This is a genomic window from Marinobacter sp., assembly GCF_965229985.1.
GTDB lineage: Bacteria > Pseudomonadota > Gammaproteobacteria > Pseudomonadales > Oleiphilaceae > Marinobacter.
Genome location: NZ_OZ245935.1, coordinates 529594 through 552083 on the forward strand (window position 1 = coordinate 529594; position 22490 = coordinate 552083).

At 57.3% G+C, this 22490-nt stretch carries 25 protein-coding genes and 1 tRNA gene; 15 read left to right on the forward strand and 11 right to left on the reverse strand.

Features of this window, described 5'->3' with window-relative positions:
• Nucleotides 1–4: 4 nt before the first annotated feature.
• Together flgM and flgA are read right to left on the reverse strand one after the other, a co-directional pair.
• Nucleotides 5–331: a flagellar biosynthesis anti-sigma factor FlgM gene (gene flgM, locus ACO06L_RS02440; protein ID WP_064228116.1), complete on the reverse strand. Its 327-nt coding sequence runs from the start codon at nt 329–331 to the stop codon at nt 5–7.
• 174 nt (nt 332–505) lie between these two features.
• Nucleotides 506–1207 carry a flagellar basal body P-ring formation chaperone FlgA gene (gene flgA / locus ACO06L_RS02445; protein ID WP_202346681.1) on the reverse strand — a complete coding sequence of 234 codons (702 nt, stop codon included), beginning with the start codon at nt 1205–1207 and terminating at the stop codon, nt 506–508.
• A gap of 188 nt (nt 1208–1395) precedes the next feature.
• Here flgA and ACO06L_RS02450 point away from each other — a divergent pair, with 188 nt between their 5' ends.
• From ACO06L_RS02450 to ACO06L_RS02475, 6 genes are all read left to right on the forward strand, one after another.
• Nucleotides 1396–2325 (forward strand): chemotaxis protein CheV, encoded by a 930-nt coding sequence (locus ACO06L_RS02450; protein ID WP_202346680.1) that lies wholly within the window; start codon nt 1396–1398, stop codon nt 2323–2325.
• 37 nt (nt 2326–2362) lie between these two features.
• A complete protein-coding gene (locus ACO06L_RS02455) occupies nt 2363–3190 on the forward strand; it encodes a CheR family methyltransferase (protein ID WP_202346679.1) in 828 nt (275 codons plus the stop codon).
• A 3-nt stretch (nt 3191–3193) separates the two neighbouring features.
• The gene (locus tag ACO06L_RS02460; protein ID WP_202346678.1) at nt 3194–4390 is read left to right on the forward strand and encodes an MFS transporter; all 1197 of its coding nucleotides are present in this window, start codon (nt 3194–3196) and stop codon (nt 4388–4390) included.
• Nucleotides 4387–5007: a flavin reductase family protein gene (locus ACO06L_RS02465; RefSeq protein WP_227715811.1), complete on the forward strand. Its 621-nt coding sequence runs from the start codon at nt 4387–4389 to the stop codon at nt 5005–5007. The genes ACO06L_RS02460 and ACO06L_RS02465 overlap by 4 nt, the downstream gene beginning before the upstream one ends.
• 20 nt (nt 5008–5027) lie before the next feature.
• Complete coding sequence (locus ACO06L_RS02470; protein ID WP_202346677.1) at nt 5028–5927, forward strand: LysR family transcriptional regulator; 900 nt, start codon at nt 5028–5030, stop codon at nt 5925–5927.
• A gap of 110 nt (nt 5928–6037) precedes the next feature.
• A complete protein-coding gene (locus tag ACO06L_RS02475) occupies nt 6038–6403 on the forward strand; it encodes a DUF7352 domain-containing protein (RefSeq protein ID WP_202346676.1) in 366 nt (121 codons plus the stop codon).
• Between the two features lie 28 nt (nt 6404–6431).
• Here ACO06L_RS02475 and ACO06L_RS02480 read toward each other — a convergent pair whose 3' ends face one another.
• Nucleotides 6432–7091, reverse strand: coding sequence for a cupin domain-containing protein (locus tag ACO06L_RS02480; RefSeq protein WP_202346675.1), 660 nt, complete (start codon nt 7089–7091; stop codon nt 6432–6434).
• Between the two features lie 66 nt (nt 7092–7157).
• Complete coding sequence (locus ACO06L_RS02485) at nt 7158–7688, reverse strand: isochorismatase family protein (protein ID WP_202346674.1); 531 nt, start codon at nt 7686–7688, stop codon at nt 7158–7160.
• 205 nt (nt 7689–7893) lie between these two features.
• On the opposite strand from ACO06L_RS02485, the gene ACO06L_RS02490 reads away from it, so the two are divergent.
• Both ACO06L_RS02490 and ACO06L_RS02495 read left to right on the forward strand, forming a co-directional pair.
• Nucleotides 7894–7984, forward strand: a tRNA-Ser gene (locus ACO06L_RS02490).
• Nucleotides 7985–8382: 398 nt separating this feature from the next.
• Nucleotides 8383–9813, forward strand: a complete 1431-nt coding sequence (locus tag ACO06L_RS02495) for a peroxidase family protein (protein WP_202346673.1) — start codon at nt 8383–8385, stop codon at nt 9811–9813.
• A gap of 86 nt (nt 9814–9899) precedes the next feature.
• On the opposite strand, the gene ACO06L_RS02500 is transcribed toward ACO06L_RS02495, so the two are convergent.
• A complete protein-coding gene (locus ACO06L_RS02500) occupies nt 9900–10505 on the reverse strand; it encodes a DUF938 domain-containing protein (RefSeq protein WP_202346672.1) in 606 nt (201 codons plus the stop codon).
• A gap of 28 nt (nt 10506–10533) precedes the next feature.
• On the opposite strand from ACO06L_RS02500, the gene ACO06L_RS02505 reads away from it, so the two are divergent.
• Nucleotides 10534–11127, forward strand: a complete 594-nt coding sequence (locus ACO06L_RS02505) for a GNAT family N-acetyltransferase (protein WP_202346671.1) — start codon at nt 10534–10536, stop codon at nt 11125–11127.
• Here ACO06L_RS02505 and ACO06L_RS02510 read toward each other — a convergent pair.
• Nucleotides 11124–11399 (reverse strand): acylphosphatase, encoded by a 276-nt coding sequence (locus ACO06L_RS02510; RefSeq protein WP_202346670.1) that lies wholly within the window; start codon nt 11397–11399, stop codon nt 11124–11126. The genes ACO06L_RS02505 and ACO06L_RS02510 overlap by 4 nt on opposite strands.
• Nucleotides 11400–11484: 85 nt before the next feature.
• On the opposite strand from ACO06L_RS02510, the gene ACO06L_RS02515 reads away from it, so the two are divergent.
• Nucleotides 11485–12258 (forward strand): fructosamine kinase family protein, encoded by a 774-nt coding sequence (locus tag ACO06L_RS02515; protein ID WP_202346669.1) that lies wholly within the window; start codon nt 11485–11487, stop codon nt 12256–12258.
• Here the strand turns inward: ACO06L_RS02515 and ACO06L_RS02520 are convergent.
• The 3 genes from ACO06L_RS02520 to ACO06L_RS02530 all read right to left on the reverse strand — a co-directional run bounded on the left by ACO06L_RS02520 (nt 12255) and on the right by ACO06L_RS02530 (nt 16146).
• The gene (locus ACO06L_RS02520) at nt 12255–13202 is read right to left on the reverse strand and encodes an AEC family transporter (RefSeq protein ID WP_202346668.1); all 948 of its coding nucleotides are present in this window, start codon (nt 13200–13202) and stop codon (nt 12255–12257) included. The two genes, ACO06L_RS02515 and ACO06L_RS02520, sit on opposite strands and share 4 nt — an antisense overlap.
• A gap of 152 nt (nt 13203–13354) precedes the next feature.
• On the reverse strand, nt 13355–15688 hold the full coding sequence (locus ACO06L_RS02525; protein WP_202346667.1) for a xanthine dehydrogenase family protein molybdopterin-binding subunit: 2334 nt from the start codon (nt 15686–15688) through the stop codon (nt 13355–13357).
• Complete coding sequence (locus ACO06L_RS02530; RefSeq protein WP_202346666.1) at nt 15685–16146, reverse strand: (2Fe-2S)-binding protein; 462 nt, start codon at nt 16144–16146, stop codon at nt 15685–15687. Before ACO06L_RS02530 ends, ACO06L_RS02525 begins: the two co-directional genes overlap by 4 nt.
• A 161-nt stretch (nt 16147–16307) precedes the next feature.
• Here ACO06L_RS02530 and ACO06L_RS02535 point away from each other — a divergent pair, with 161 nt between their 5' ends.
• Nucleotides 16308–16712, forward strand: a complete 405-nt coding sequence (locus ACO06L_RS02535; protein ID WP_069185051.1) for a DUF1330 domain-containing protein — start codon at nt 16308–16310, stop codon at nt 16710–16712.
• Between the two features lie 12 nt (nt 16713–16724).
• Here the strand turns inward: ACO06L_RS02535 and ACO06L_RS02540 are convergent, their stop codons facing one another.
• Nucleotides 16725–17054 (reverse strand): branched-chain amino acid transporter permease, encoded by a 330-nt coding sequence (locus tag ACO06L_RS02540; RefSeq protein WP_202346665.1) that lies wholly within the window; start codon nt 17052–17054, stop codon nt 16725–16727.
• Nucleotides 17047–17751, reverse strand: a complete 705-nt coding sequence (locus ACO06L_RS02545; protein ID WP_202346664.1) for an AzlC family ABC transporter permease — start codon at nt 17749–17751, stop codon at nt 17047–17049. The genes ACO06L_RS02540 and ACO06L_RS02545 overlap by 8 nt, the downstream gene beginning before the upstream one ends.
• Before the next feature lie 168 nt (nt 17752–17919).
• Between ACO06L_RS02545 and ACO06L_RS02550 the strand changes: the two genes are divergently transcribed.
• From ACO06L_RS02550 to uvrC, 4 genes are all read left to right on the forward strand, one after another.
• The gene (locus ACO06L_RS02550) at nt 17920–19539 is read left to right on the forward strand and encodes a methyl-accepting chemotaxis protein (protein WP_202346663.1); all 1620 of its coding nucleotides are present in this window, start codon (nt 17920–17922) and stop codon (nt 19537–19539) included.
• Between the two features lie 84 nt (nt 19540–19623).
• Entirely contained in the window at nt 19624–19875 is a 252-nt protein-coding gene (locus ACO06L_RS02555) for a hypothetical protein (RefSeq protein WP_202346662.1), read from the forward strand.
• A gap of 100 nt (nt 19876–19975) precedes the next feature.
• Nucleotides 19976–20638 carry a UvrY/SirA/GacA family response regulator transcription factor gene (gene uvrY, locus ACO06L_RS02560; protein ID WP_202346661.1) on the forward strand — a complete coding sequence of 221 codons (663 nt, stop codon included), beginning with the start codon at nt 19976–19978 and terminating at the stop codon, nt 20636–20638.
• Nucleotides 20622–22484 carry an excinuclease ABC subunit UvrC gene (uvrC, locus tag ACO06L_RS02565; RefSeq protein WP_202346660.1) on the forward strand — a complete coding sequence of 621 codons (1863 nt, stop codon included), beginning with the start codon at nt 20622–20624 and terminating at the stop codon, nt 22482–22484. The genes uvrY and uvrC overlap by 17 nt, the downstream gene beginning before the upstream one ends.
• Nucleotides 22485–22490: the final 6 nt, after the last annotated feature.

Sequence of the window (22490 nt, forward strand, 5' to 3'; positions counted from 1 at the left end):
TTACTCACCCGAAAATGCTTTCATCCATCTCAAGCATTTTCTGGGCCAGTTTCTCAGCGTCAATCTTGTAAGTGCCATTCTCCAGGGCGGAGCGGATCTGCTCAATGCGATCATCATCCATTTCCGGATAATCGCCCAGCTTCTGTTCAAGCTGTTTGAGATTCTTGGCCTGATTGCTCAGGCTGACGTTCTCACCCCGGGCGCCCTGGGCCTGGGTTTTCGCCTGTTCGTTGGTCGCCGGCTGTGTATTCTGGGTGCCGGAGCTCTTGTCGGCCGTGGTTCTCTGGGTGTTGACCTGGCCGGGGCCAATTCCATTTAAGTCAACTGACATATCTGTACCTGCTTGCCTGTCGCGCCACGAAGTGCGGCGCTTACTCGAGTTTATGTCTTCTTAACGGCGGCGCCGCGAAAACCTTTAGTACTTTTCAGTAGTTTTTTCGTCTGTTTTTACTACCGGGTTTGTGGCAGAGGTTTGCCGCTCCGGCAAGCTTCTGCCGACCCTGTCCTACATCGGAATTTCGACGTGGCCTGGCGCAACAACGTTGGCCCTTATTGTGCGGGACGAACGCAGATTCTCTACCAGAACCTGCTCGCCAACGCTTGCGCTAGCCAGCGCCTTGCCCCGGGAACGTACTGAAAATCCGCCTGTTTTGGCGGTGATGATAACATGGTCACCCCGTTCTACCGCATTCGGAGCAGAGAGCATGTCCGGGGTGATCAGCGAGCCCGCATTGATCCCCCGCCGCACTTCCATGCCTATGGCCTGGTCGGCGGCGGTAATAACGCCGCGTCTGGACGCGTTGACTTCAACGGACTGGCGGCTCAGCAGGTCACCGGTAATTCGTTCTCCCCGCGTGAGCGGTCGAGCCGCCACCAGGGCCGGCCCGTGAATAGAAACGGACGCAGTCACAAACATCCGCCAGGGGCGTGTTCCTTCGCAGGCCACCAGCATCGAAGGACTGGTGCTTTTCCAGGGATCTCCGCTGAATTCGACACTCAGAGGCTGCTCGCATTCGGCGAGGGCAAGCCGGTTGTCGATCGAGCCAGGCTCGAAGGAAACGGTGTAGCCTTCTTCGGCCTGTTCAGAGGCAAAATTGTCGAGAAATTCCAGGGTCGCATTGCGAATCTGCTCAGCGGTGGTCGCAGCCAGGAGCGGGCCGCTCAAGCCAGACATTAGCAGTAGTAGGGCGAAATTGGTGATGCGCATACGTATCAGTTTGTCCTATGCTGTCAACAACAGGGCAGAAAAGCCCGAATCAGGCTAAGGATTCGGAGAAAGTGGCCGTTACATTGGCTAATCCGCCGCTGATATGACGGGTTTCCGTCGATCACGCTATTATTCAGTGACCAGCAAGATATATGCCGTTGTAATTCCGGCAGGCCAGGAGAATCAAAATGGCAGGAGTATTGGACAGTGTTAACCAGCGAACCCAGTTGGTGGGGCAGAATCGCCTTGAGCTCCTTCTTTTCCGTCTCAGGGGGCGACAGATCTATGGGATCAACGTCTTCAAGGTTAAAGAGGTCCTGCAGTGTCCAAAACTTTCATCACTGCCAAACAGTCGACCGGTTGTCCGTGGCGTCGCCCACAGTCGCGGCGAGACCATCCCCATTATTGATCTGAGTATGGCCATTGGTTTGCCCGGTATTCCCCAGGAGGAACTGGCTACCAGCTTTGTCATCATTACCGAGTACAACCGGAAAACACAGGGTTTCCTGGTAACCGGCGTCGACCGGATCATGAACATGAACTGGGAGGACATCCTGCCTCCCCCGAAGGGTGCAGGCCGGGATGTGTACCTTACCGCCGTCACCAAAATTGATGATAAGCTGGTCGAAATCATAGATGTAGAGAAGATTCTTGCAGAAGTTTCTCCGCTCGGGGAGGATGTCACCGAGGCCGTTCTGAGCAAGAGCGCAGAGCGGGTACCGGGCCATCTTCCGGTGCTGGTGGTGGATGATTCCTCGGTTGCCCGTCGTCAGATTGAACGTTGTCTGACCGCCATAGGGATGGAGGTCGTAACAAAGAACGACGGAAAGCAGGCATTCGAATACCTGAAGGAGGTGACTTCTGACGGGTCGAAGGCACGGGACCACTTCTCATTGATCATCTCCGATGTCGAGATGCCGGAAATGGATGGTTATACCCTGGTAACCAAGGTGAAAGGTGACCCGGCCCTGGCAGAAATGTTTGTTATGCTCCACACCTCACTCAGTGGTGTGTTCAACCAGGCCATGGTGAAGAAGGTGGGGGCCGACGACTTTATGGCAAAGTTCAGTCCGGACGAGCTGGCAGAGCGGGTGATGGAAATCATCGACCAGGGTTGATGGAGCCGCTCAAAGATTCACTCAGAACAGAGACCCAATGAAAGCGGAAATAACGCCACAGGAATATGAAGCCTTCAAATCGTTCCTGCAGGATGCCTGTGGGATTTTACTGGGCGAGAACAAACAGTACCTGGTAAAAAGCCGGTTGCGCAGGATTCTTGAAGAGAACAGCCTGAACACCCTGGGTGAGCTCCTTGAGCGCCTCAAGCGTCCCGGACGGGGCGGCCTCAAGGAAGTCGTCATCGATGCGATGACAACCAATGAGACACTGTGGTTCCGTGACAATCACCCTTTCCGGATACTTCAGGAAAAGCTGCTTCCTGAATTTGCTGAGCGCAGTTCGGGCCAGCCTCTCCGGATCTGGTCGGCGGCCTGCTCAACCGGCCAGGAGCCGTACTCCATTGCCATGATCGTGGAGGAGTTCCGGCGGGCGAGGCCCGGGAAGCTCCGTGATGTGAAAATCACCGCCACGGATATTTCCAAAAGCGTTCTTGAAGTAGCCCGCAAGGGCGAGTACGAGATGATCGCCATTGGCCGGGGCTTGTCACCAGAGCGACAAAAGCAGTTCTTCACCCCGTCCCTCAATGGTGGCTGGCAGATCAAGCCGCAGATCAAGAGCATGGTGGAATTCAAGGAATTGAACCTGCTGGAGCGTTACATGCTCGGCAAGTTCGATATCGTGATGTGCCGGAATGTTCTGATCTATTTCTCCGCGGATCTGAAAAAGGACATTCTTACCCGCATGCACGCCACCCTGAATCCCGGCGGTTATCTGGTTCTGGGTGCCTCCGAGTCTCTGAACGGCTTGCCCCACCTCTACGAGATGGTGCAGTGCCATCCCGGAATCATCTACAGGAAAAAGTAACCCATGCCCCTCAATGTCTGGGTCCTGGTTGCCGCCCAGGCGCTGGCCATGTGCACAGCGCCCTTCATTGTTTTTATCGGCAGTATTCAGGGCCGAATGCTCGCTCCGGCGCCTGAATACGCAACGCTTCCCGTGGGTCTGGTGGTGGTCGGCACAGTGCTGGCCATAAAGCCGGCAACTTGGTTGATGGAACGCATCGGGCGCAAGCGTGTGATGCTGATGGGCGCGATCATGGGCATTGTGGCCGGTCTTCTTGGAGCGCTTGCGTCCTGGTCTGGCCTGTTTTCGCTGCTGTGCCTGGCAGCGGTTGTGGGCGGTACGGGTCTGGCGGTGGTTCATCAGTATCGGTTTGCTGCAATGGAATCCGTGGCGCCGGGTATGGCTGGCTCCGCGGCTGCTCGTGTGCTTCTGGGTGGTCTGGTGGCGGCCTGGCTCGGGCCGGAAGTGGCCGGTTTGGGAAGCGGTGCAGCGGAGCAATATCCGTTCCTGGTTAGCTGGGTCGGCCTGGCGGTAGTGCAGGGCGCAGCCCTGCTGATTCTGGGTGCTGGTTATCGGGCGGGCGCTGAGCGGGTTCAGGAATCACAGCCAGGCGGTGGGCGTCCCATGCGGGAAATTCTCACCAACCCGTTGGTCTGGGCTGCCATCAGTGCGGCCGCCATTGGCTATGCGGTAATGAGTTTCATAATGACGGCAACGCCGCTGAGTATGACCGAGATGGCCGGGCATGACCTCGACGATGCCAAACGCGTGATCCAGCTGCATATCATGGCCATGTACCTGCCGTCGCTGATCAGCGGTTGGCTGACCCGCGTTGTGGGCATTCCCCTGATGATGGCAGCGGGACTACTGGCGTATTTGGGTTGCATTGCCCTGGCGGCCAGTGGCGTGAGTTTTCATCACTATCTTTCAGCACTGCTATTACTGGGTGTTGGCTGGAACTTCCTGTTTGTTGGCGGCACAACGCTGTTGCCCCGGGGCTATCGGGATGCGGAGCGTTTCCGGGTGCAGGGGCTGAACGACATGATGGTTTTCGGTTCCCAGGCCACCGCTGCGCTGTCTGCTGGCGCCATTCTGAGCTGGCTCGGCTGGGGCGGGCTGGTCATGGTTGCAGTGCCTTTCCTCATAATTCACGGGTTATTGATGACGCTGTGGCTGTTGCGGGAGCGAGCGCCCGAAGCTGCAGTTAACGGGAGAGAATGATGCTTATAGATTTCGAGGGTATGGATCCGAAGGACGCCTACCACATCCTGACCCAGACGGTTATCCCTCGGCCTGTGGCCTGGGTGCTGAGTGAAAATCCGGATGGCGACTTCAATCTGGCACCGTTTTCATTTTTTACGCCCATCACCAGTAATCCACCCCTGCTGATGATTTCGGTTGGCAAAAAGCCGGCGGAAGGTGTGTCCAAGGATACCCGGGTGAATATCGAGGCCAGGAAGCATTTTGTTGTTCATATCGCTCACCGGGATCTCGCCGCAGCGGTCACTGAATCTTCACGAACTCTGCCCCATGGCGAATCCGAGCTGAAAAACCTTGATCTGGAGCTGGTGGATTTCGAGGGTTCAGGTTTGCCTCGGCTCAAGGACTGTCATGTGGCCTTTGCCTGTGAGCTTTATGACATCAAGGAAATTGGTGCCGCGCCACAGTCTCTCGTGTTCGGGAAAGTTACCCGGGTATGGGTATCGGATGAGGCAGCGCGATACGATGACAAGAACCGTCTGACCTTCGATGGCGCTGCCATTGACCCGATTGGTCGTCTCGGGGGAAGCGAATATGTCACCTTCGGTGAGATTCTGAAGATCCCCCGGCCATCCTGAACCGGGAACAGGGCAGAGCAATGGACCAGCTTAATCTCCGCCATCTCTATTACTTCTGGGTGATCAGCCGCGAAGGATCAATTGCCCGGGCCAGCGAAGTCCTGGAACTGGCACCACAGACCCTGAGCGGCCAGTTGGCCACCTTTGAAGCCTCGGTGGGTGGTCGACTGTTTGTCAGGGAAAGGCGCAAGCTGATCCTGACGGACCTGGGGCGTCTGATCCTGGGGTACGCTGACGACATCTTTGCCCTGACTGGCGAACTCGCCGAAACCCTTCGGCTCGATCCCTCCGAGCGTCCGCTGACACTGCGCGCCGGCGTCTCTGCTTCGATACACAAATTGATTGCCTACTACTTGCTGCAGCCTGCCATGGCGGGCGAGCGCTCAATCCAGCTCGAGTGTCAGACGGGCCGTACCGAAGATCTGGTACTGAGCCTGAAACGCAAGGAACTGGACCTGGTGCTGACAGACCGCATGCCGAAGTTGCAGGAAGAGGGCAATCTCACGGTCCACCCGCTGGCGGGCTCCAGCATGAGTCTGTTTGCAGCACCGGCGCTGGCTAAAAAACTGAAGAAGGGGTTTCCGGAATCCCTCAATGGTCAGCCGCTGCTGGCCAACGCCACCGATGCGCCATATTTCGAACGACTGATGAACTGGTTTTCCCTGAAAGGGGTTCGTATGAAGCTCGTCGCCCGGGTGGACGATAGCGCCCTGATAAAAGTGTTCGGCAGCCAGGGCTATGGCGTTTTTGCAGCGCCGACATCAATCCGCAAGGAGGTCTGTCGTCAATATGAGGTTGAGCAAATTGCCTCAATCGACGACGTCATGGATGAGCTATTTGCCATTACCCGAGGCCGAAAAACCGCCCATGAGGGCGTTCGTGCGATTGTTGAAGCTCACGCAGAAAACCAGCAAGCCTGATTGCATCGAATTTATCGATGATAAAGGCTCACAAAAGCTTATTTTATCGAACCCTGTTCCTGTTCATTATTGAGTTGTGAAAGGCAGCAACCCAAAGAGGAGCAGCAGCTATGAAAACCATCCACAAATTCCGTCTGGAACCGGGCAAAGAGCCGACTACGCTCACGCTCAAAGAGGGTTACAGGGTGGTGCGCAGCGAATACATCGTGCCCCACAAGGCCGTTTACCTTTGGGTGGAGCAGCCACTGTCTGTAACCACACCAACCCTTGAGCGTCAGTTCAGAGTCGCTTTCTCGGGAGAACCCGTGCCCGACAGCTTCGAGTACCTCGATACGGCACTGGATCCATTTGGCCCTGAGGCGTACCACGTGTTTGCGGTTCCCGCGGATGAAGAGACACTCTTCAGCCCGGTATCTGAAGGCGCAAGCAACGACGCGTTCAGCAGGCACAACTGGCAACACACAGCGATCTCTTAGCCACTTCAGGGCCCTTCGGGGCCCTTTTTTATTTCGCCTCGATCGGTAGGTGACCGGTTTTCACCCAGATGACCGTTTCCTGGTCAACAAATGGGTGGTGCTGGCTCAAATGCGGGCTGCGAATCCAGGTGCCGGCGGGGTAGCGGCCATGCTCGTCACAGAATTCTCCGGACAGCACGAGAATCTCTTCACCTCCGAAGTGCCGGTGAGGCTGAAAAACCTCGTTGGCAGGCCACTTCACCAGAGCCACATGTTCGTGCTCGAACTCATGCAGTGGCATCACCTCGAGGCCACCGATACCCGGAAGCCAGGCTGCATTACGGGTGTCTATGCGCACCGTCGACCGATCACGTTCATCGAACTGATGAAGTTTGACCAGCAGAGTGCAGCCTTCCTTGCTGAACGGAGCGTGCCCGCTGCCTGGCGGATTACGCAAATAGGTGCCAGCCGGGTAGTCGCCGGTTTCGTCGGAGAATACGCCGTCGAGAACCAGTATTTCTTCGCCCAGGGGGTGCTCGTGTCGCTTGAAGGACGCCCCGGGCTCGTATTGGACCACGCTGGTTGCATGGCCACGCTCTGCTTCCTCTCTGGCCAGGGGCTTTCTCAGCACCCCACCAGCAGGGCTGGGAACCCACTCCTGCTCGGCGGTGCGAACGACCACCTTTTTGGAAAAGTCCATGTTGAGCATTTTGAACCTCGAAACCACCTGTGACTGAAGCGACGTTTTACGCGCGTACTCGCCCTGCGGATGTCTCTATTTGATCAGGGCCTGGATATTCCGGAACTGCGGATGCTTGCAGTGGCGCATCCACTCGAACGCCACCATCTCAAGCGTTACGAGCCGGGCACCACTTTCGCTCAGGCGATCCAGCGCTACGTCCCGATCAAATTCGTTACGGGAACCGGTAGCGTCCGCCACCACCCATACCTTGTAGCCGGCATCAATCAGGCTCAAGGCGGTCTGCATCATGCACACATGGGTCTCGCAACCACCAATGACAATATGCTGTCGGCCCTCGGGCAACTGGTCGACAAGCCCATCCGGGCAGGCATCAAAATGATGCTTGGCCAGGGTCTGGTCGCACAACTCTCGAACCGCTTCAACGTTATGCCCAAGCTTGTCCGGCAGCTGCTCGGTGCCCAACACAGGAACCTCCATAAGCCCGGCAATAGTGGCCAGAACGATACACCGGTCCACCACCTCATCACCGTGGCTTATGGCTGGCATCAGCTTCTCCTGAACATCAATGAGCAGCAGTGTCGATTGCTCGGCTTTCATCAGCATTGTATTTGCCTCCACATAACCTGGGTGACTAACGTCAGTCTTGTGTTAACGATAGTCCTGAATCTGTTCAACCGGTAAGCCGAAAAACGCCCAGGCACGAATTTTTTCGACGATTTTCTGCCAGGGAGTTGCCAACCGCCCGTAAAACCATTAAAGTTTGCGCCCTCAAATGAGCGACGACATCGCTGATTTGAAACAGTTTATTGGAGAGGTGGCCGAGTGGCTGAAGGCGCACGCCTGGAAAGTGTGTAAACGTTAATAGCGTTTCGAGGGTTCGAATCCCTCCCTCTCCGCCAATACAAAACCCCAGCAGCAATGCTGGGGTTTTTTATTGGCTGATTGGCAGGGTAGAAAGAACCCTCGCGGGTTCGACCGAGGCCTGGAAAGCAGGCTGAGGAACGTCGGAGCAACGCGACGACGGCCCCGAAGGGGTGAGGGCCGTAGGCCCGAATAATCCCTCCCTCTCCGCCAATACAAAACCCCAGCAGCAATGCTGGGGTTTTTTTGTTCCCCGACCAAAGCTCCAGTCTCTCCGAAACATCACCCGCTTTTAGTTCTTGATGCTAACCATTTTAAGAGCTACCGTTTCGCTGTCAGATACCTTGAATTACCGATTGGTCAATATGCAAAGGACAGCAATTGGGGCTAGTAGGGTGTCTCCAGGCCTTATCTGATCATTTTCGAGGGAGAGACAATGAGTCATTACCATGGTATGCAAGAGTTTAGCGGGCTGCCCGAGCATTGCAGGGTCGATTACCAGCCTTCCAGGGAAGACCGTTTTGGATGGATGTTTCCTCATCTGGCGCATTCCTACGTTTCACCAACCGTTTTGCAGAATATCGGCAAGGCCGGTGGCCCGATGGACAATGGCGGAACGAGCGATCGGACGTCATCGGTGCCTGTCGGGATGGTTATTTTTGGGCAGTTTATTGATCACGATATAACGCTGGATACCAGTTCCAGCTTCGCGTCAGTGAATCATCCCAATGAAGTTCCCAATGTTCGCACACCGACCCTGGATCTTGACTCGATCTACGGCAACGGTCCAGAAGCACAGCCCTATCTTTACCATCAAACGGATCCGTTCAAAAACGCCAAATTGCTCACGGGTGCCGATGAAGTCGGTGCTGATGACCGACGTAAAAACGACCTGTTAAGAGTTCCGACAGGAAGCGCCATTATTGGCGACCCCCGGAACGATGAAAACCGAATCATCAGCCAGATGCAGTTAGGCTTCATCAAGTTCCACAACGCCATCTGCGACAAGCTCCGTGCCGAGGCCGCTGCTGATGGCCAGGACCTGAAGAATGAAGCGCTTTTTGAAGAAGCTCATCGAGAGGTCATCTGGCACTACCAATGGGTGGTTGTGAATGATTTTCTGGTTTCCATGTGCGGTAAGGCGGTCGTGGATGATGTGTTGAGCCAGGGGCGCCGGTTTTACAAATGCAGCGTACCGTTCATTCCGATTGAGTTTGCTGTTGCTGCCTATCGTTTTGGCCATTCCATGGTGCCGATGAAGATCCAGGTCCAGAAGAGTGATACGGCTTTCGAGTTCTTTGGACAGATTCTCGGCAGAGGGTTTTCTCCGGTAGGTGATACCCGGGCCGTGGTTGATTGGCACGAGCTGTTTTTCACCTCTGAAAATCGCGTTGTTCAGAGAGCTGAAAAACTCGATACATTAATGGCAGGTGATCTTCTGGAGCTTCCTTTCGTCCCGGATGGCGGTGAAAAGTCCCTGGCAACACGGAATCTGCTCAGGGGCAACAGCTTCAGGCTTCCGGGGGGTGATACGATCGCTCGGGAAATGGGTCGGACGGACGCTGAAGTCGGCGCCGTTATGGCAAGGATCAACGCGATGTCGAACGGCGAGGTGACGTCTGGGGCGCCCCTGTGGTTATACATATTGGCAGAGGCGGAGGTTGTTGGCAGAGAATCGTCTCCCGGCAACTTTGAGCCGGGCGAGGGATTAGGGCCGGTCGGCGCCAGGATCGTTGCTGAGGTGCTGATCGGACTCCTCGAGCTTGATCCGGAAAGTTACCTGGGCTCGAATCGTAACTGGATGCCCTCGAATGCCTACGATACCGTTGGAAAAATACTGTCTTCTGTAAATTCTGACCTGCTGTAGCCAGCCGCCTTAAGGAAATCTGGTCCGTCGTTGCACCCCGGGAATGAACGGGAGCAATGGCGGACCAGTTTTGCGATTGCGCTTCCTTACCGAGCGCGCCGCCAAACCAACAACCGATTATTGGCAGGCATCTCAAAATCCTCTTCAAGCGCCAGGCCGGTTTCCTCTCCCAGCGTCTTTAGATCCTCCATATCCCGTATCCCCATATGCGGCGCCTGTGTCCTCAGCGACAGATCAAAACGCGCATTACTCTCACTGGTATGCCGGCCGCCATAGCTGAAAGGCCCATAGAGGGAGAAGATCGCGCCCTTGGGTAGGGCCTCCGCCATGCCGCGAAACATTGCCTGCACCTCTTCCCAAGCCATGATATGAGCCGTATTGGCGGAAAACGCGCCGTCGATGGCCGGCAGATCGGCCCAGTTTCCGTCCAGCACGTTCAGGGCAATGGGCGAGTTGATATTGGTGAGATGTGAGTCGTCAATCCACGCCCGGGCCAGCTGGGCATTCTGGGGGTGGTCGGAGGGTTGCCAAACCAGATGCGGCAAGTGGCTCGCAAAGTGCACTGCGTGCTGGCCGGTGCCTGTGCCGATTTCCAGAATGGTGCCAGGCTGTTTGAAAAGCTCCGCAAGTTTTTCCAGAATCGGCGCTTTATTGTTCTCGCAGGCTTGGGAAAACGGCTTGTCTTTTTGCATGCTCCGACCTTTCAACAGGGGGTAGTTTATGGCGGTTTCAATACTCCGGCTCAGTGGTGACCAGATTAAACCATACCTGGACGACGTCGCACGCCTCAGGATCGAAGTATTTCGCAGGTTTCCGTACCTGTATGACGGCGATATGGGCTATGAACGCAAGTATCTTGATACCTACGCCCGCTCGCCGGAAAGCCTGTTTGTCCTTGCGATGGATGGCGATTCGGTTGTTGGCGCCGCCACCGGCATTCCGATGGACCACGAAACGGAAGAGTTCAAAATGCCGTTTGTCGAGCAGGGTTATGAGCCGGACAAGATTTTCTATTTTGGTGAATCGGTGCTCCTGCCGGATTACCGGGGGCGGGGCATCGGGGTGACGTTCTTCGACCACCGGGAGGGTCACGCCCGGGAGCAAGGTCGTTTCACGCACTGTTGTTTTTGCGCAGTAGAGCGACCCGAAGACCATCCGCTCAGGCCGGCCGACTACCAGCCATTGGACCAGTTCTGGCACAACCGCGGTTATCGGAAAGTGCCGGCATTGGCTACCACCTACACCTGGAAAGACGTGGGCCAGCCGGAAGAAACCGCCAAGCCAATGACCTTCTGGCTCAGGCACATCGCTTAGCGCACACTAAAATCCCTGAATTCGCCGGTGGGGGGCTCCGGGGCAATATCGACCGCGTCCACCCTGGCATCCGGTGGCCCTTCCGCGCACCAGGTTTTCAGTTGATCCAGCCGGTCTTCCGGCCCTTCGGCGATAATCTCAACCCGACCATCGGGCAGGTTGCGGGCGAAACCCGTGAGGCCAAGGGAGGATGCCATCTGCTCCGTTGAGGCGCGGTAGTAAACTCCCTGTACTCGTCCGGATACCAGAAGTTGCAAGCGTTTGGTGTCCATGGTTTGCCCCCGCTAGTTTTGTCGTGTCAGTCTTTATTTCAATCTACCGGTTCGGACAGGCCAACTTCAAGGAGCGCGGAAGCCGATGGCCAATACCCATCTGAAACACAATTCGACTGGTTATGCCGATGCCCTGATTTGCGAGGCGGAGGGGTTGGAGCGCCTCGCCAGCGCACTTGATGAGGCTGGGGTGACTGGCATCAGAGTCCCGAACGTTTACCGGGTGGATGAAACCGAGCTCGAAATCACCGCCATCCGGTCTTCAGGTGCCTCAGATCGGGCCCGCGCGGTGCTGGGCGAAGGGCTGGCCAGAATGCACGGATTGCGTCAGAACGCCTATGGCTGGGGTCGGGACAATTACATTGGCCTGTCACCGCAACCCAATCGCTGGAGTGACAACTGGGGGGAGTTTTTTGTTCAGGATCGACTCGGTTACCAGGTCTCCCGTATTCGTGATACGGGTCAGAGGAACCGTTTCCAGAAGGTTTTGGATGAGCACGGGGGTACGCTGATTGATTGGCTGAACGCTCACTGTGAGCATCCAAGCCTGCTCCACGGTGATCTCTGGAATGGTAACGTGCTCTACGGCACTGACGGCCCCTGGCTGATCGATCCGGCCGTCTACTGCGGTGACCGTGAGGCGGATATCGCCATGACGCAAATGTTTGGCGGCTTCGGCGAGGCGTTCTATCGGGCCTACGACGAGCACTACCCGCGCACACCGGTTTACGGCGTCAAGCGGGAGGTCTACAACCTCTACCATTACCTGAACCACTACAACCTGTTCGGTGGTGGTTACCTTAGCGGTTGTCAGTCAGGCATTGCCGCGATCGAAGCAATAGGCCTGGGCAAGGCCTAGATCAAACCGGCACTGCGAAGCACAAAGACCCCCAGTGTCACAGTGATGCTCGCCAGCAGGGTCGTCAGTGCAATGATATTGGCGGCCAACCGGTCATTGCCGCCCAAAGCTTTCACCATCACAAAACTGGCGGCTGCCGTCGGGCTGGCAAAGAACAGGAACATCAGGCCCAGTTCAAAACCACGAAAACCTGCCAGCCAGGCCGCGCCCGTGCAAAGTGTCGGCAATATCACCATCTTGAACAGGCTCGAGCCGAACGCAGTTTTGCTGTCGCTGCGGATCGCGCTCAGGGAGACAGTGGCGCCAATGCACAGGAGCGCCAGGGGAAGGGTGAGCGAGGCAAAGTAGTCGCCGCTGGTCATTACCCAGCCGGGCAGCGTGATATCCAGGGCGGCAAAGGGGATGGCCACAAAGACTGCCAGGATGAGCGGGTTCCGAACGATGTCGTGAAAAATCTTTGTCCAGTCCGTTGTTTGCCCTGGCTGGTAGGCCACCAGCACGATCACCGACAGGATGTTGTAGGAAATGATCACCAGGCCAAGCAGGATTCCGCCAGCGGAGAGGCCGAAGTCCCCGTAGAGATTGGCGGCAAGTGCCAGGCCGACGATTCCGCAGTTACCCCGAAAGGCGCCCTGAACGTAAACGCCCCGATCTTCCCGAACCACGCGCCAGCGGGCCCATAGCCAGGTGATGGCAAAACTCGCCAGGGTCGCGCCCAGGTAGAAGACCAGAAGGCCTGGATTGAACGCGGTATCCAGATCAGCCCGGATGATGCTCAAAAATACCAGTGTTGGCAGGGTTGCCTTGAACACCAGTGCAGAGGCGGTATTTACAAAGGCATTGTCGATCCAGCCAATCCGGCGAAGTCCCAGGCCAATAAAGACCATGGCGAACACGGGCAGTGTGGTTTCCATGGTTTGCAGGAACAGATCGATCAGGGTCATCAATGGTGGCCGTTGGGTCGAGGGGAGTGAAGGAATTCACCCGGATTATAAGCGGGGAGAAAGCTAGGATGCTATGGGAATACCACGAAGGTATGGGGCGAGAACGTGGAATGGCATAAAAAAATCAGGGCCCCGGAGGGCCCTGATCGGTTCTAGCCTTTCAGTTGGTCGCCAACGGGCAACCGCCTGATTCGTTTGCCGGTTGCGGCATAGATTGCGTTGCACAATGCCGGCGCTACCGGGGGAAGGCCGGGTTCTCCCACGCCGCCCATGGCTTCGTCGGGGTTGTCCACCAGATGGACTCGAAGCATTTTGGGCGCATCCGGCATGCGGGGTATCAGGAACTTGTCGAAGTTGCCTTGTTGCGCCACGCCGTCCTCAAAGGTCACCTCGCTTTGCAGCGCGATGCCAATGCCCATCACGATAGCGCCCTCCAACTGGGAGCGAATCCGCTCTGGGTTGGCCTGGGGGCCGCAGTCGAAGGCGATGTCTGCGCGGTGGATGGTGAGCTCACCCTGATCATCCACCTCCACATCAAACACAATTGCGGTGTAAGAGACAAAGCTGTGGTGAAAGGCCAGGCCCAACCCGCGGTTTTTACCCGGGGATTTACCCCAGCCGGCTTCACTGGTCGCCCGCTCGATGACGTTGCGCATGCGGCCGATGTCGATGGGGTGGAGATCCGGGTCTTCGCCATAGTTCCAGCCATCGCCTACCGTCAGGTTGTGAATCTCCCGGTCCGGGCCAAGCAGGTCGAGAACGTAATCCCGATGGTCCTTGCCGGCAGCCACAGCCATCTCATGGGCAAAGCTCTGGATCGCCCAGGCATGGGGCAGGTTGTAGACCGACCGGAACCACCCAATACGCACATGGGCTGGTGCAGGTGGATTCTCCAGCCTGAGGGCCGGCACCGAGAACGGCATGGTGTTAAAGCCCATGCCCAGTTCAAATTCACCCTTGTGTTTCGGGTCGGGCGCAAACAGCGAGCCGATGCTGGGTGACAGGGTCCGGTGTAGCCAGCCGGTGGCCTGGCCACTGTCGTCAAGGCCCGCTTCCAGATAGTCAACTGATACGGCATGGAAATACGCGTGGTGAATATCGTCTTCCCGTGACCACTGCAACCTGATTGGCCGGCCTTCGAAAGCCTCGGCAATACTGGCCGCCTCAATGGCAAAATCCGGTTTGGACTTCCGCCCGAAGCCACCACCGAGCAGGGTAACGTGAACGGTGACATTCTCTGCATCGAGGCCCAGCCGTCCGGCCACGGTATCTCTGGTGGCCTGCGGGTTCTGCACCGGTGCCCACACTTCGGCCTTGCCGTCTTTGATGCGCACGGTGGCGACTGGCGGCTCCATGGGCGCCTGGGCCATGTGGGGCATGTAGTAGGTAGCGGAAACCCGCTTGGCGGCGCTTTCCAGGCTCGCATCCAGATCGCCATGCTGGCGAACGACTTTGCCGGGTTGCTGCGCCGCCTTTTCCAGGGATTCCCGGTAGGCGGATGAGGTGTAGCTGGCGTTGTCTCCGGCAGCCTTCAGATCCCAGTCAATCTTCAGTGCCTTGCGTCCCTCCATTGCTGCCCAGGTATTGGTAGCCACCACGGCAATGCCTCCCAGGGGACTGAAGCCAGCCGGTTGGCCGGTACCCTCAATCTTCAGGACCTTCTCTACACCGGGCACTTTGAGGGCTTCGGTATCATCGAAGCTGGAAACGGCAGCGCCGTAAATGGGAGGACGCGCGATTACGGCATAAAGCAGGTTATCAAAGGGAACATCTGCGCCGTATATCGCCTTGCCGGTTACTATATCTTCGCCGTCGATGGCTTTCGGGTACGCCGATTTCAGCTCACCGTTGATCAGCCCGGTTTCCTTGCCGACGAAACGGAGTTCATCATCGCGCTTCAATACCAGTGCATGGCGTCCCGGAACCTCAAGTTCCCGCGCTTTAGCCGCAAGCTCGCCAAAGCTGAGTTCCTTGCCTGAAGACCTGTGAACAATGGTGTGTACGCCAGCCTGAACCTCGCTAACCGACACGCCCCACTCATTGGCGGCCGCCTGCTCCAGCATCTGCCTGGCCGCTGCTGCAGCGCGGCGCATGGGCTGGTACCAGTGGCGCATACTGCGGGAACCGTCGGTGTTCTGGTTGCCGTATTTGCTGTGGTCGCCTTCGGCCTGCTCGACTCTCACCTGATCCCAGTCTGCGCCGAGCTCGTCGGCACCGACCATCACCAGGCTGGTCCGGATACCCTGACCCATTTCAGACCGGTTGTTCACGATGGTGACAAGGCCATCTGCATCGATGTGGATGAATACGTTGGGGTCGTCCACCCAGCCGCCGGGCATTGCACCGGCGCCAAATTGAGCCTGTTCATTGCCGCCCAGGGCGACATCCCAGCGGGCCGCAAGCACCAGAGCAGAGCCACCAGCCAGGCCCATCAGGAACCGGCGACGGCTGACGTTGGCGATCATCAAGTTGTCATCGGCGCTCATGCTTCACCCTCCTTGCCGGAAGCCCGTTCGATCGCTGCAAGGATCCGGTTGTAGGTGCCGCAACGACACAGGTTGCCTGCCATGGCATCAACAATCTCTCCAGTTTCGGGGGTCGGCGTCTTTTTAAGAAGGGCTGTGGCGTTCATGATCTGGCCACCCTGGCAGTAACCGCACTGGGCAACCCCGAGATCGAGCCAAGCCTGCTGGACCTTGCTGCCAACCGGGTCGTCGGCCATGGCTTCAATGGTGGTGATCTCGCCGCTGGCCGCAGAGACCGGTGTTACGCAGGAGCGGATTGCCGTTCCGTTCAGGTGAACCGTGCAGGCGCCGCACTGGGACATACCGCATCCAAACTTGGTTCCTTTGAGGCCAACAACATCGCGGATCACCCAGAGCAGGGGCATGTTGTCGGGAACGTCGAGCTCATAGCGCTCGCCGTTAATCGTGAGGGTAGCCATATCGTCCTCTCGTTTATGAATTTTGCGTCTCCTTCACTGTAGCCTTACGAAGAGAGAAGGCAAAAAGAGCAAACTGAATGAAAGGTAATGAAATCGCTTGCGCGCAGGCCTCGGGGCTGGGCTATAGTAGGCCCCGGAAACATGAGAAGAAGAGGATAAGGATGGACGCCGTTAATCCCACTCCCGAACAGCTTCAGAAAGTCCTGGCGGATACCCCCAAAGACCAGCCTGTGGTCATGTTGAATCTGCTGCGCTTCCGCGATCGGGCCAATTACAAGGAAGAGGCGCCGGAGCGAACCGGCCGTGAAGCCTACACGCTGTATATGGAAGAGGCCGCTGCCTGCGTAAGATCGGTCGGCGCGGAAGTCATCTGGTCTGGCCGCAGCGTTGGATCACTGATTGCGCCCCCGGATGAATCCTGGGATCAGGTGCTGCTGGTCCGCTACCCCTCAATCGACGCCTTCATGGCCATGATCGAAAGCCCGGAATACAAAGGCGTGGTCAAACACCGGACCGCAGCCCTGCAGGACTCCCGGCTGGTCGCCAATCTCGAAAACAGGGTGTGAGGCAGGGCCGGGTCAGAGCCCGGCTTGCTGGATAGCCATGTAACTGATTGTTCCCGCAGCAATCGAAAGCAGGGCATTGCGGCGCCACAGGTGAACAATGACGACCAGGGCGCCTGGTAGCAGGGCATCGAATCCCATCCAAGTACCGGACCAGTCCGCCGAACGCTGCAGGAACACCGTCGCCAGCAATGCCATAACCGCCGCGGGCAAGTAACGCCCAAGATGACGGACCAGCGGGTGTTCCGTGTGTCTCTCGAAAAACAGGAACGGAATCACCCGGGTGGCAAAGGTCGCGACTGCCGCCACCGCTATGAATGCTGCCAGGTAGCCGGATTCACCCATGACTGCTCTCCTCGCGTGGTGTCTGCCCGCGACTCTTCCGGTATTCCAGCAAGAGCACAGCGGTGACCAGCGCAATGGCCCCAATCAACTGGTGCGCCGGCGGCAATAGCAACATGGCAACACCCGCTGCGGCGGCTCCAAGCCAGATCGGGAAGCCCTCGCCCAGGGCCTGCAACTGTTCCAGCGTCAGAACAATGAACAAGGCCACCAGCGCGAATTCAATGCCCGTGCTGTCAAAGGCAACGTTGTCGCCAAGCAGTGCGCCGATCGCGCATCCCACCACCCAGTAACACTGGTTAAAGCCGGTAATCCGGAAATCCACCTCCTGTTCATGGGCCCGGTCAGTTCCCCGTGGGCGACTGGTGAGCAGGGAATAGGTTTCATCCGTTAATCCGAAAATCAGGTAGAGCTTGCGCCAGCCCGCGCCCTTGAACTGACCCAGCAATGAAAGCCCGTAGAACAGATGGCGGGCGTTCAGAACAAACATTGCGATGAATACTTCCAGCAGACCGGCATTGGCGGCCAGAAGGCTCACAGCCAGTATCTGGCCGGCGCCAGCATAAATCACGATGCCCATCAACGGCGCTGCCCACCAGGCATAGTCGAGCTGCGTTGTGAACAACACGCCGAAAGCCATGCCCAGCGGTAGGTAGCCGAACAAAATGGGTAAAGTGAGTCTGAAAACGGACTGGTTCATTAGCATCCAAACGGTCAGAAAGCGGCGATCATAGAGAATCGGTGGAATTTTTTGAAGTGGTTAACATCATTCTCGACTGCAAGCGATAAAAAGCTGACGCATTGGTTGCAATATAAGTGTCACAAAATCGGCATACCATCCGCGGCATAGCCCGTTGTTGGAGTTGTTATGTTCGGCACAGTAAGAACCCGCATCCTTTTTTTCGCCTTTCTCTCGGTCTTTGCCGTCGCTGGGCTTTCCGCACTTTCCTGGAGCATAATCCTGAAAGCCGAAGACGCCTCCAAAACCCTGATCCAGACCAACCTCAACGAAGCCTGGCTGCTGGCGGATCTGGAACAGGATCATCGGCACCTTCAGGATCTTGCTTACAAGATCAAGGCCCAGCTACTGCTGTGGGATGAAATCGAGACCGAGTTCAGCCGTTTGGAGACCGCTTTGCCCGCGCATTGGCAGAATCTGGAAACGGATCCGGGGTTGAGCGATTGGGCAGAGACACACCGTGAGGATTTCGAGCGGGTACTGGCGCTTATCGCCCGGATGAAAGAAGGCATTGCAGAGAAAAGCTATTACCGTGTCGGACAGGTGGTGGATTTCGATCTTTTCCCGGCCATGGAGCCGATGCTCGAAGCCATTGCCGAGCGCCAGTTTCAAAGCCGGACGTCCGTATCCGAGGGCGCCGACGAGTTGCTGTCGTTTCTGGCTGGCCAGCAAAACTTTCTGATTGCCGGTTCCGTGTCCTTTCTGCTTATCGTTATCGCCATGACCTGGTGGCTGAGGCAGTCGGTGATTCTGCGCCTGCAGAGTATGGAAAACGATCTGGTCGCCATGGAGAAAAACGCCGACCTCACCCGGGTGCCTGTCTTGAAGGGGCGGGACGAGGTTGCCGGAGTCGCAAAGGCATTGGGTGGCCTGGTCTCCCGGTTCGAGCATTTTATTGCAGACATCCGATCTGCTGCCGGTGGTCTGGATGAGCGTTCCGGCGCCCTGGATAACGGTGCCGAATCCCTCCAGGCAGCATCCGAGAAAACCCGGAAGCAGATCCATGATGTCAGCCAATCCATGGCCGCCATTGCCGACCAGGCTTCGGCCATTGAACGAGCCACGGACGAATCCGCCAACACCGTGAAATCGGCGGTGGCGGCCAACGAAGAAGTCCAGCATCGACTCACCACAAGCGAGGGCGCCGCGGAACATACGGTGGATGTCATTTCCCGCGTTTCCGGCTCCATTCACGCCCTTAACGAATCCACGGGCAAGATTGAGCAGGTCATCGGAGTGATTGCCGATATTGCCGAGCAGACCAACTTGCTGGCTCTGAACGCAGCGATCGAGGCGGCACGCGCTGGGGAACACGGTCGTGGCTTTGCGGTGGTGGCCGATGAGGTACGGACGCTGTCCCGTCGCACCTCCGACTCTACCCGGGATATATCCCAGTGGGTGCAGGACCTGGTATCCGGCGTAAGCAGCGTCGATGCACTGCTGGAGGAAATGCGCGATGCTGGCAGCAGCAACCGTGAGCATCTGGCTGCGCTGAAGGGTCATCTTCAATCCCTGCAGGGCCAGTTTGTTGACCTTGAGAACCACAGTGCCGAGATCAGCTCGGCCGTTGCCTTTCAACGGGACGAAATCGGGCGGGTAGGCCGCCGTTCAACAGCGCTGGACGAAAGCGCCGACTTCCTCATTGAAACCGTCGAGCAAACCCGGACCATCAGCGAGGCGCTCAGGCAGGAGTCGGTCTCCATGCGACAATTGATCGCACGTTTCCGAACCGCCGCAGAACCTGCCTGATCAAGGATTGTTTGCCCGGAATCCCTCTCCGGGCTTCTACCTCGCCGCCATTACTCTTACCATGGAGTTTCCGCAGGAGGTAGTATGACTGACAGTACCGAAAACCAGCCAGAGCAAGACCCCAGACAGGAAAAGTTCATCGTTGACACCGAGTTGCTGACAGAAGACCAGCTTCAGGGCCTGGTGGAAGAATACTGTACCCGCTACCACGGACTTAACGACACCGAAAACCCCATGGCCGAGCAGAGCAGGGTGATGTCTGCGGTGCGTCGGGGCGATCTGGTGGTGTGGTTCGACCCGGTGGAGAACACAGCCGGTCTGGGTGTGCCGGGTTAGGCGTCAGGTGTGTCGCGGTATTTGTGTTTGCACCTACCCGGGGCCGGAACTAAACGTTACAATCGCGCTGATTTCCCGAAAGCCGTGTGCGAGGTGAATTTTGATCAGGGTACTGGTTGTAGATGACCATGAGCTGGTGAGGTCCGGTATTACCCGGATGCTGGCTGACAACCCGGACATTGAAGTCATCGGGCAGGCGTCATCCGGAGAGGATGCCATCGATTTCGTCCGCCAGGAGCGGCCGGACATCGTACTCATGGATATCCGCATGCCGGGCATCGGGGGCCTTGAGGCAACCCGTCGTATACTCCGCATTGATGATTCCATCCGGGTGATCGTGGTAACCGCCTGCGCGGACGATCCCTATCCAACCCGCGTCATGCAAAGCGGCGCCACCGCCTACATCACCAAAGGCGCCGATATCAAAGAAATGGTCCGCGCTATCCGTATGGCCCACACCGGCCAGCGTTACATCAGCCCGGAAATTGCCCAGAAAATGGCGCTGAAGCAGCTGGGCGGCGGTGATCGCGATGAAGACGGCGAGCTTTCGTTGTTCGACCGTCTTTCCGAACGGGAAATGCAGATTGCCATGATGGTGGTGGATTGCCAGAAGGTACAGGACATCTCGGACAAGCTGTGCCTGAGCCCGAAAACGGTGAACAGCTATCGCTACCGGATCTTCGAGAAACTGGAAATCTCCAGTGATGTTGAATTGGCCCTGATGGCAGTGCGGCTCGGGTTGCTTGATGCCGACAAGGTCTGACCCTGAAAGCACCCACATCGGGGAGTTTGACAGCAAGAGCTTCCTGAAACAGTTAACCGAGCGGCCCGGCGTCTACCGAATGTACGACGAGGGAGGCTCGGTTCTTTACGTGGGCAAGGCCCGCAACCTGAAAAAACGGATTGGCAGCTACTTCCGCAAGACCGGCCTGGCACCGAAAACGGAAGCTCTGGTCAGCAAGATCGCCTCTATCGAGGTGACGATTACCGGCAGTGAAACCGAGGCACTGCTGCTCGAACAGAACCTGATCAAATCGTTACGGCCGCCCTATAACATCCTGCTCCGTGACGATAAGTCCTATCCCTATATCTATCTGTCCTCCCACAGCGATTACCCCTCGCTGACGTTTCGTCGTGGGCGAACCAAAAAGGGTGGCGGCACCTGGTTCGGGCCGTTTCCAAGCTCGGGTGCGGTCAAGGAAAGTCTTAATGTATTACAGAAGATATTCCGTATAAGAAACTGTAGTGAAAGCTTTTTCAGGAATCGCACAAGGCCTTGCCTGCAGTACCAGATCAACCGCTGCACGGCACCTTGTGTTGAATACATTACGCCCGAGGAGTATCAGCAGGACATCCGCCACGCCACCATGTTTCTGGAGGGGAAAAACCCTGCGATTCTCCACGATCTGATGAATGCCATGGAGACCGCTTCCAAGAACCTGGAGTTCGAGAAGGCGGCGGCCTATCGCGACCAGATCAATCATCTGCGCCATGTTCAGGAACAGCAGTCGGTAGACGGCGAGGGCGGCGATGCAGATGTCATCGCCATTGCCCAGGACGCGGGTATCGTCTGCATCGTGGTGATCATCGTGCGCGGCGGCCGTGTGCTCGGTACCAAGGACTATTTCCCCCGCTACTCCATCGAGCAGACCGAGGGCGAACTGCTCAGCGCCTTCCTCGGGCAGTATTATTTCGGCGGCAACACCCGACGGGAGATTCCGCGGGATATCCTGGTGCCGGTAGAGGTGGAAGGGCAGGAATTGTTGGCCCAGGCCCTCAGCGAGTCGGCAAACCGGGAAACCCGGATTCGCGGCAACGTCCGGGGTGAACGCCGCCGTTGGCTGGAACTGGCCATGACAAACGCCCGCCAGACCCTGCTCACGCACCTGGCGAGCAAGGAGACCGTGTACCGGCGCCTGCTGGCCTTGAGGGATCTTCTGGAGCTGGCGGAGACGCCGTCACGCATGGAATGTTTCGATATCAGCCACAGCCACGGGGAAAATACCGTCGCATCCTGCGTGGTTTTCGATGAGAATGGCCCCCTGAAGAGCGATTACCGCCTGTACAATATCGAGGGCGTGACCGGCGGCGATGATTACGCCGCCATGCGTCAGGTGCTTTCACGTCGCTACAAGCGGATGGTGGCCGGCGACGGCAAACGCCCCGATCTCGTCTTTATCGACGGTGGTAAAGGGCAGTTGAACATTGCCCGGGAAGTCTTTGATGAACTTGAGATTTCCGATATCCCGCTGATTGGTGTCGCCAAGGGCGTGACCCGTCGAGCAGGCATGGAGCAGCTTATTGATGCAATGACCGGGGATGTGTTCCGGGTGCCGGCAGATTCGCCGGCGCTGCACCTGATACAGCATATCCGGGATGAGTCCCACCGTTTTGCTATTACCGGGCACCGGGCCCGAAGGGACAAAAAGCGCCGGCAGTCTACACTGGAAGGCATTGAGGGCGTGGGGCCGAAGAAGCGCCGCGACCTGATTCGTTACTTTGGCGGAATACAGGAGCTCCGCAAGGCCGGGGTTGATGAGATGGTCAAGGTGCAGGGCATCAGCAAATCACTGGCCGAAACCATATACGCAGCATTGCACGACGAGTAAGGACAG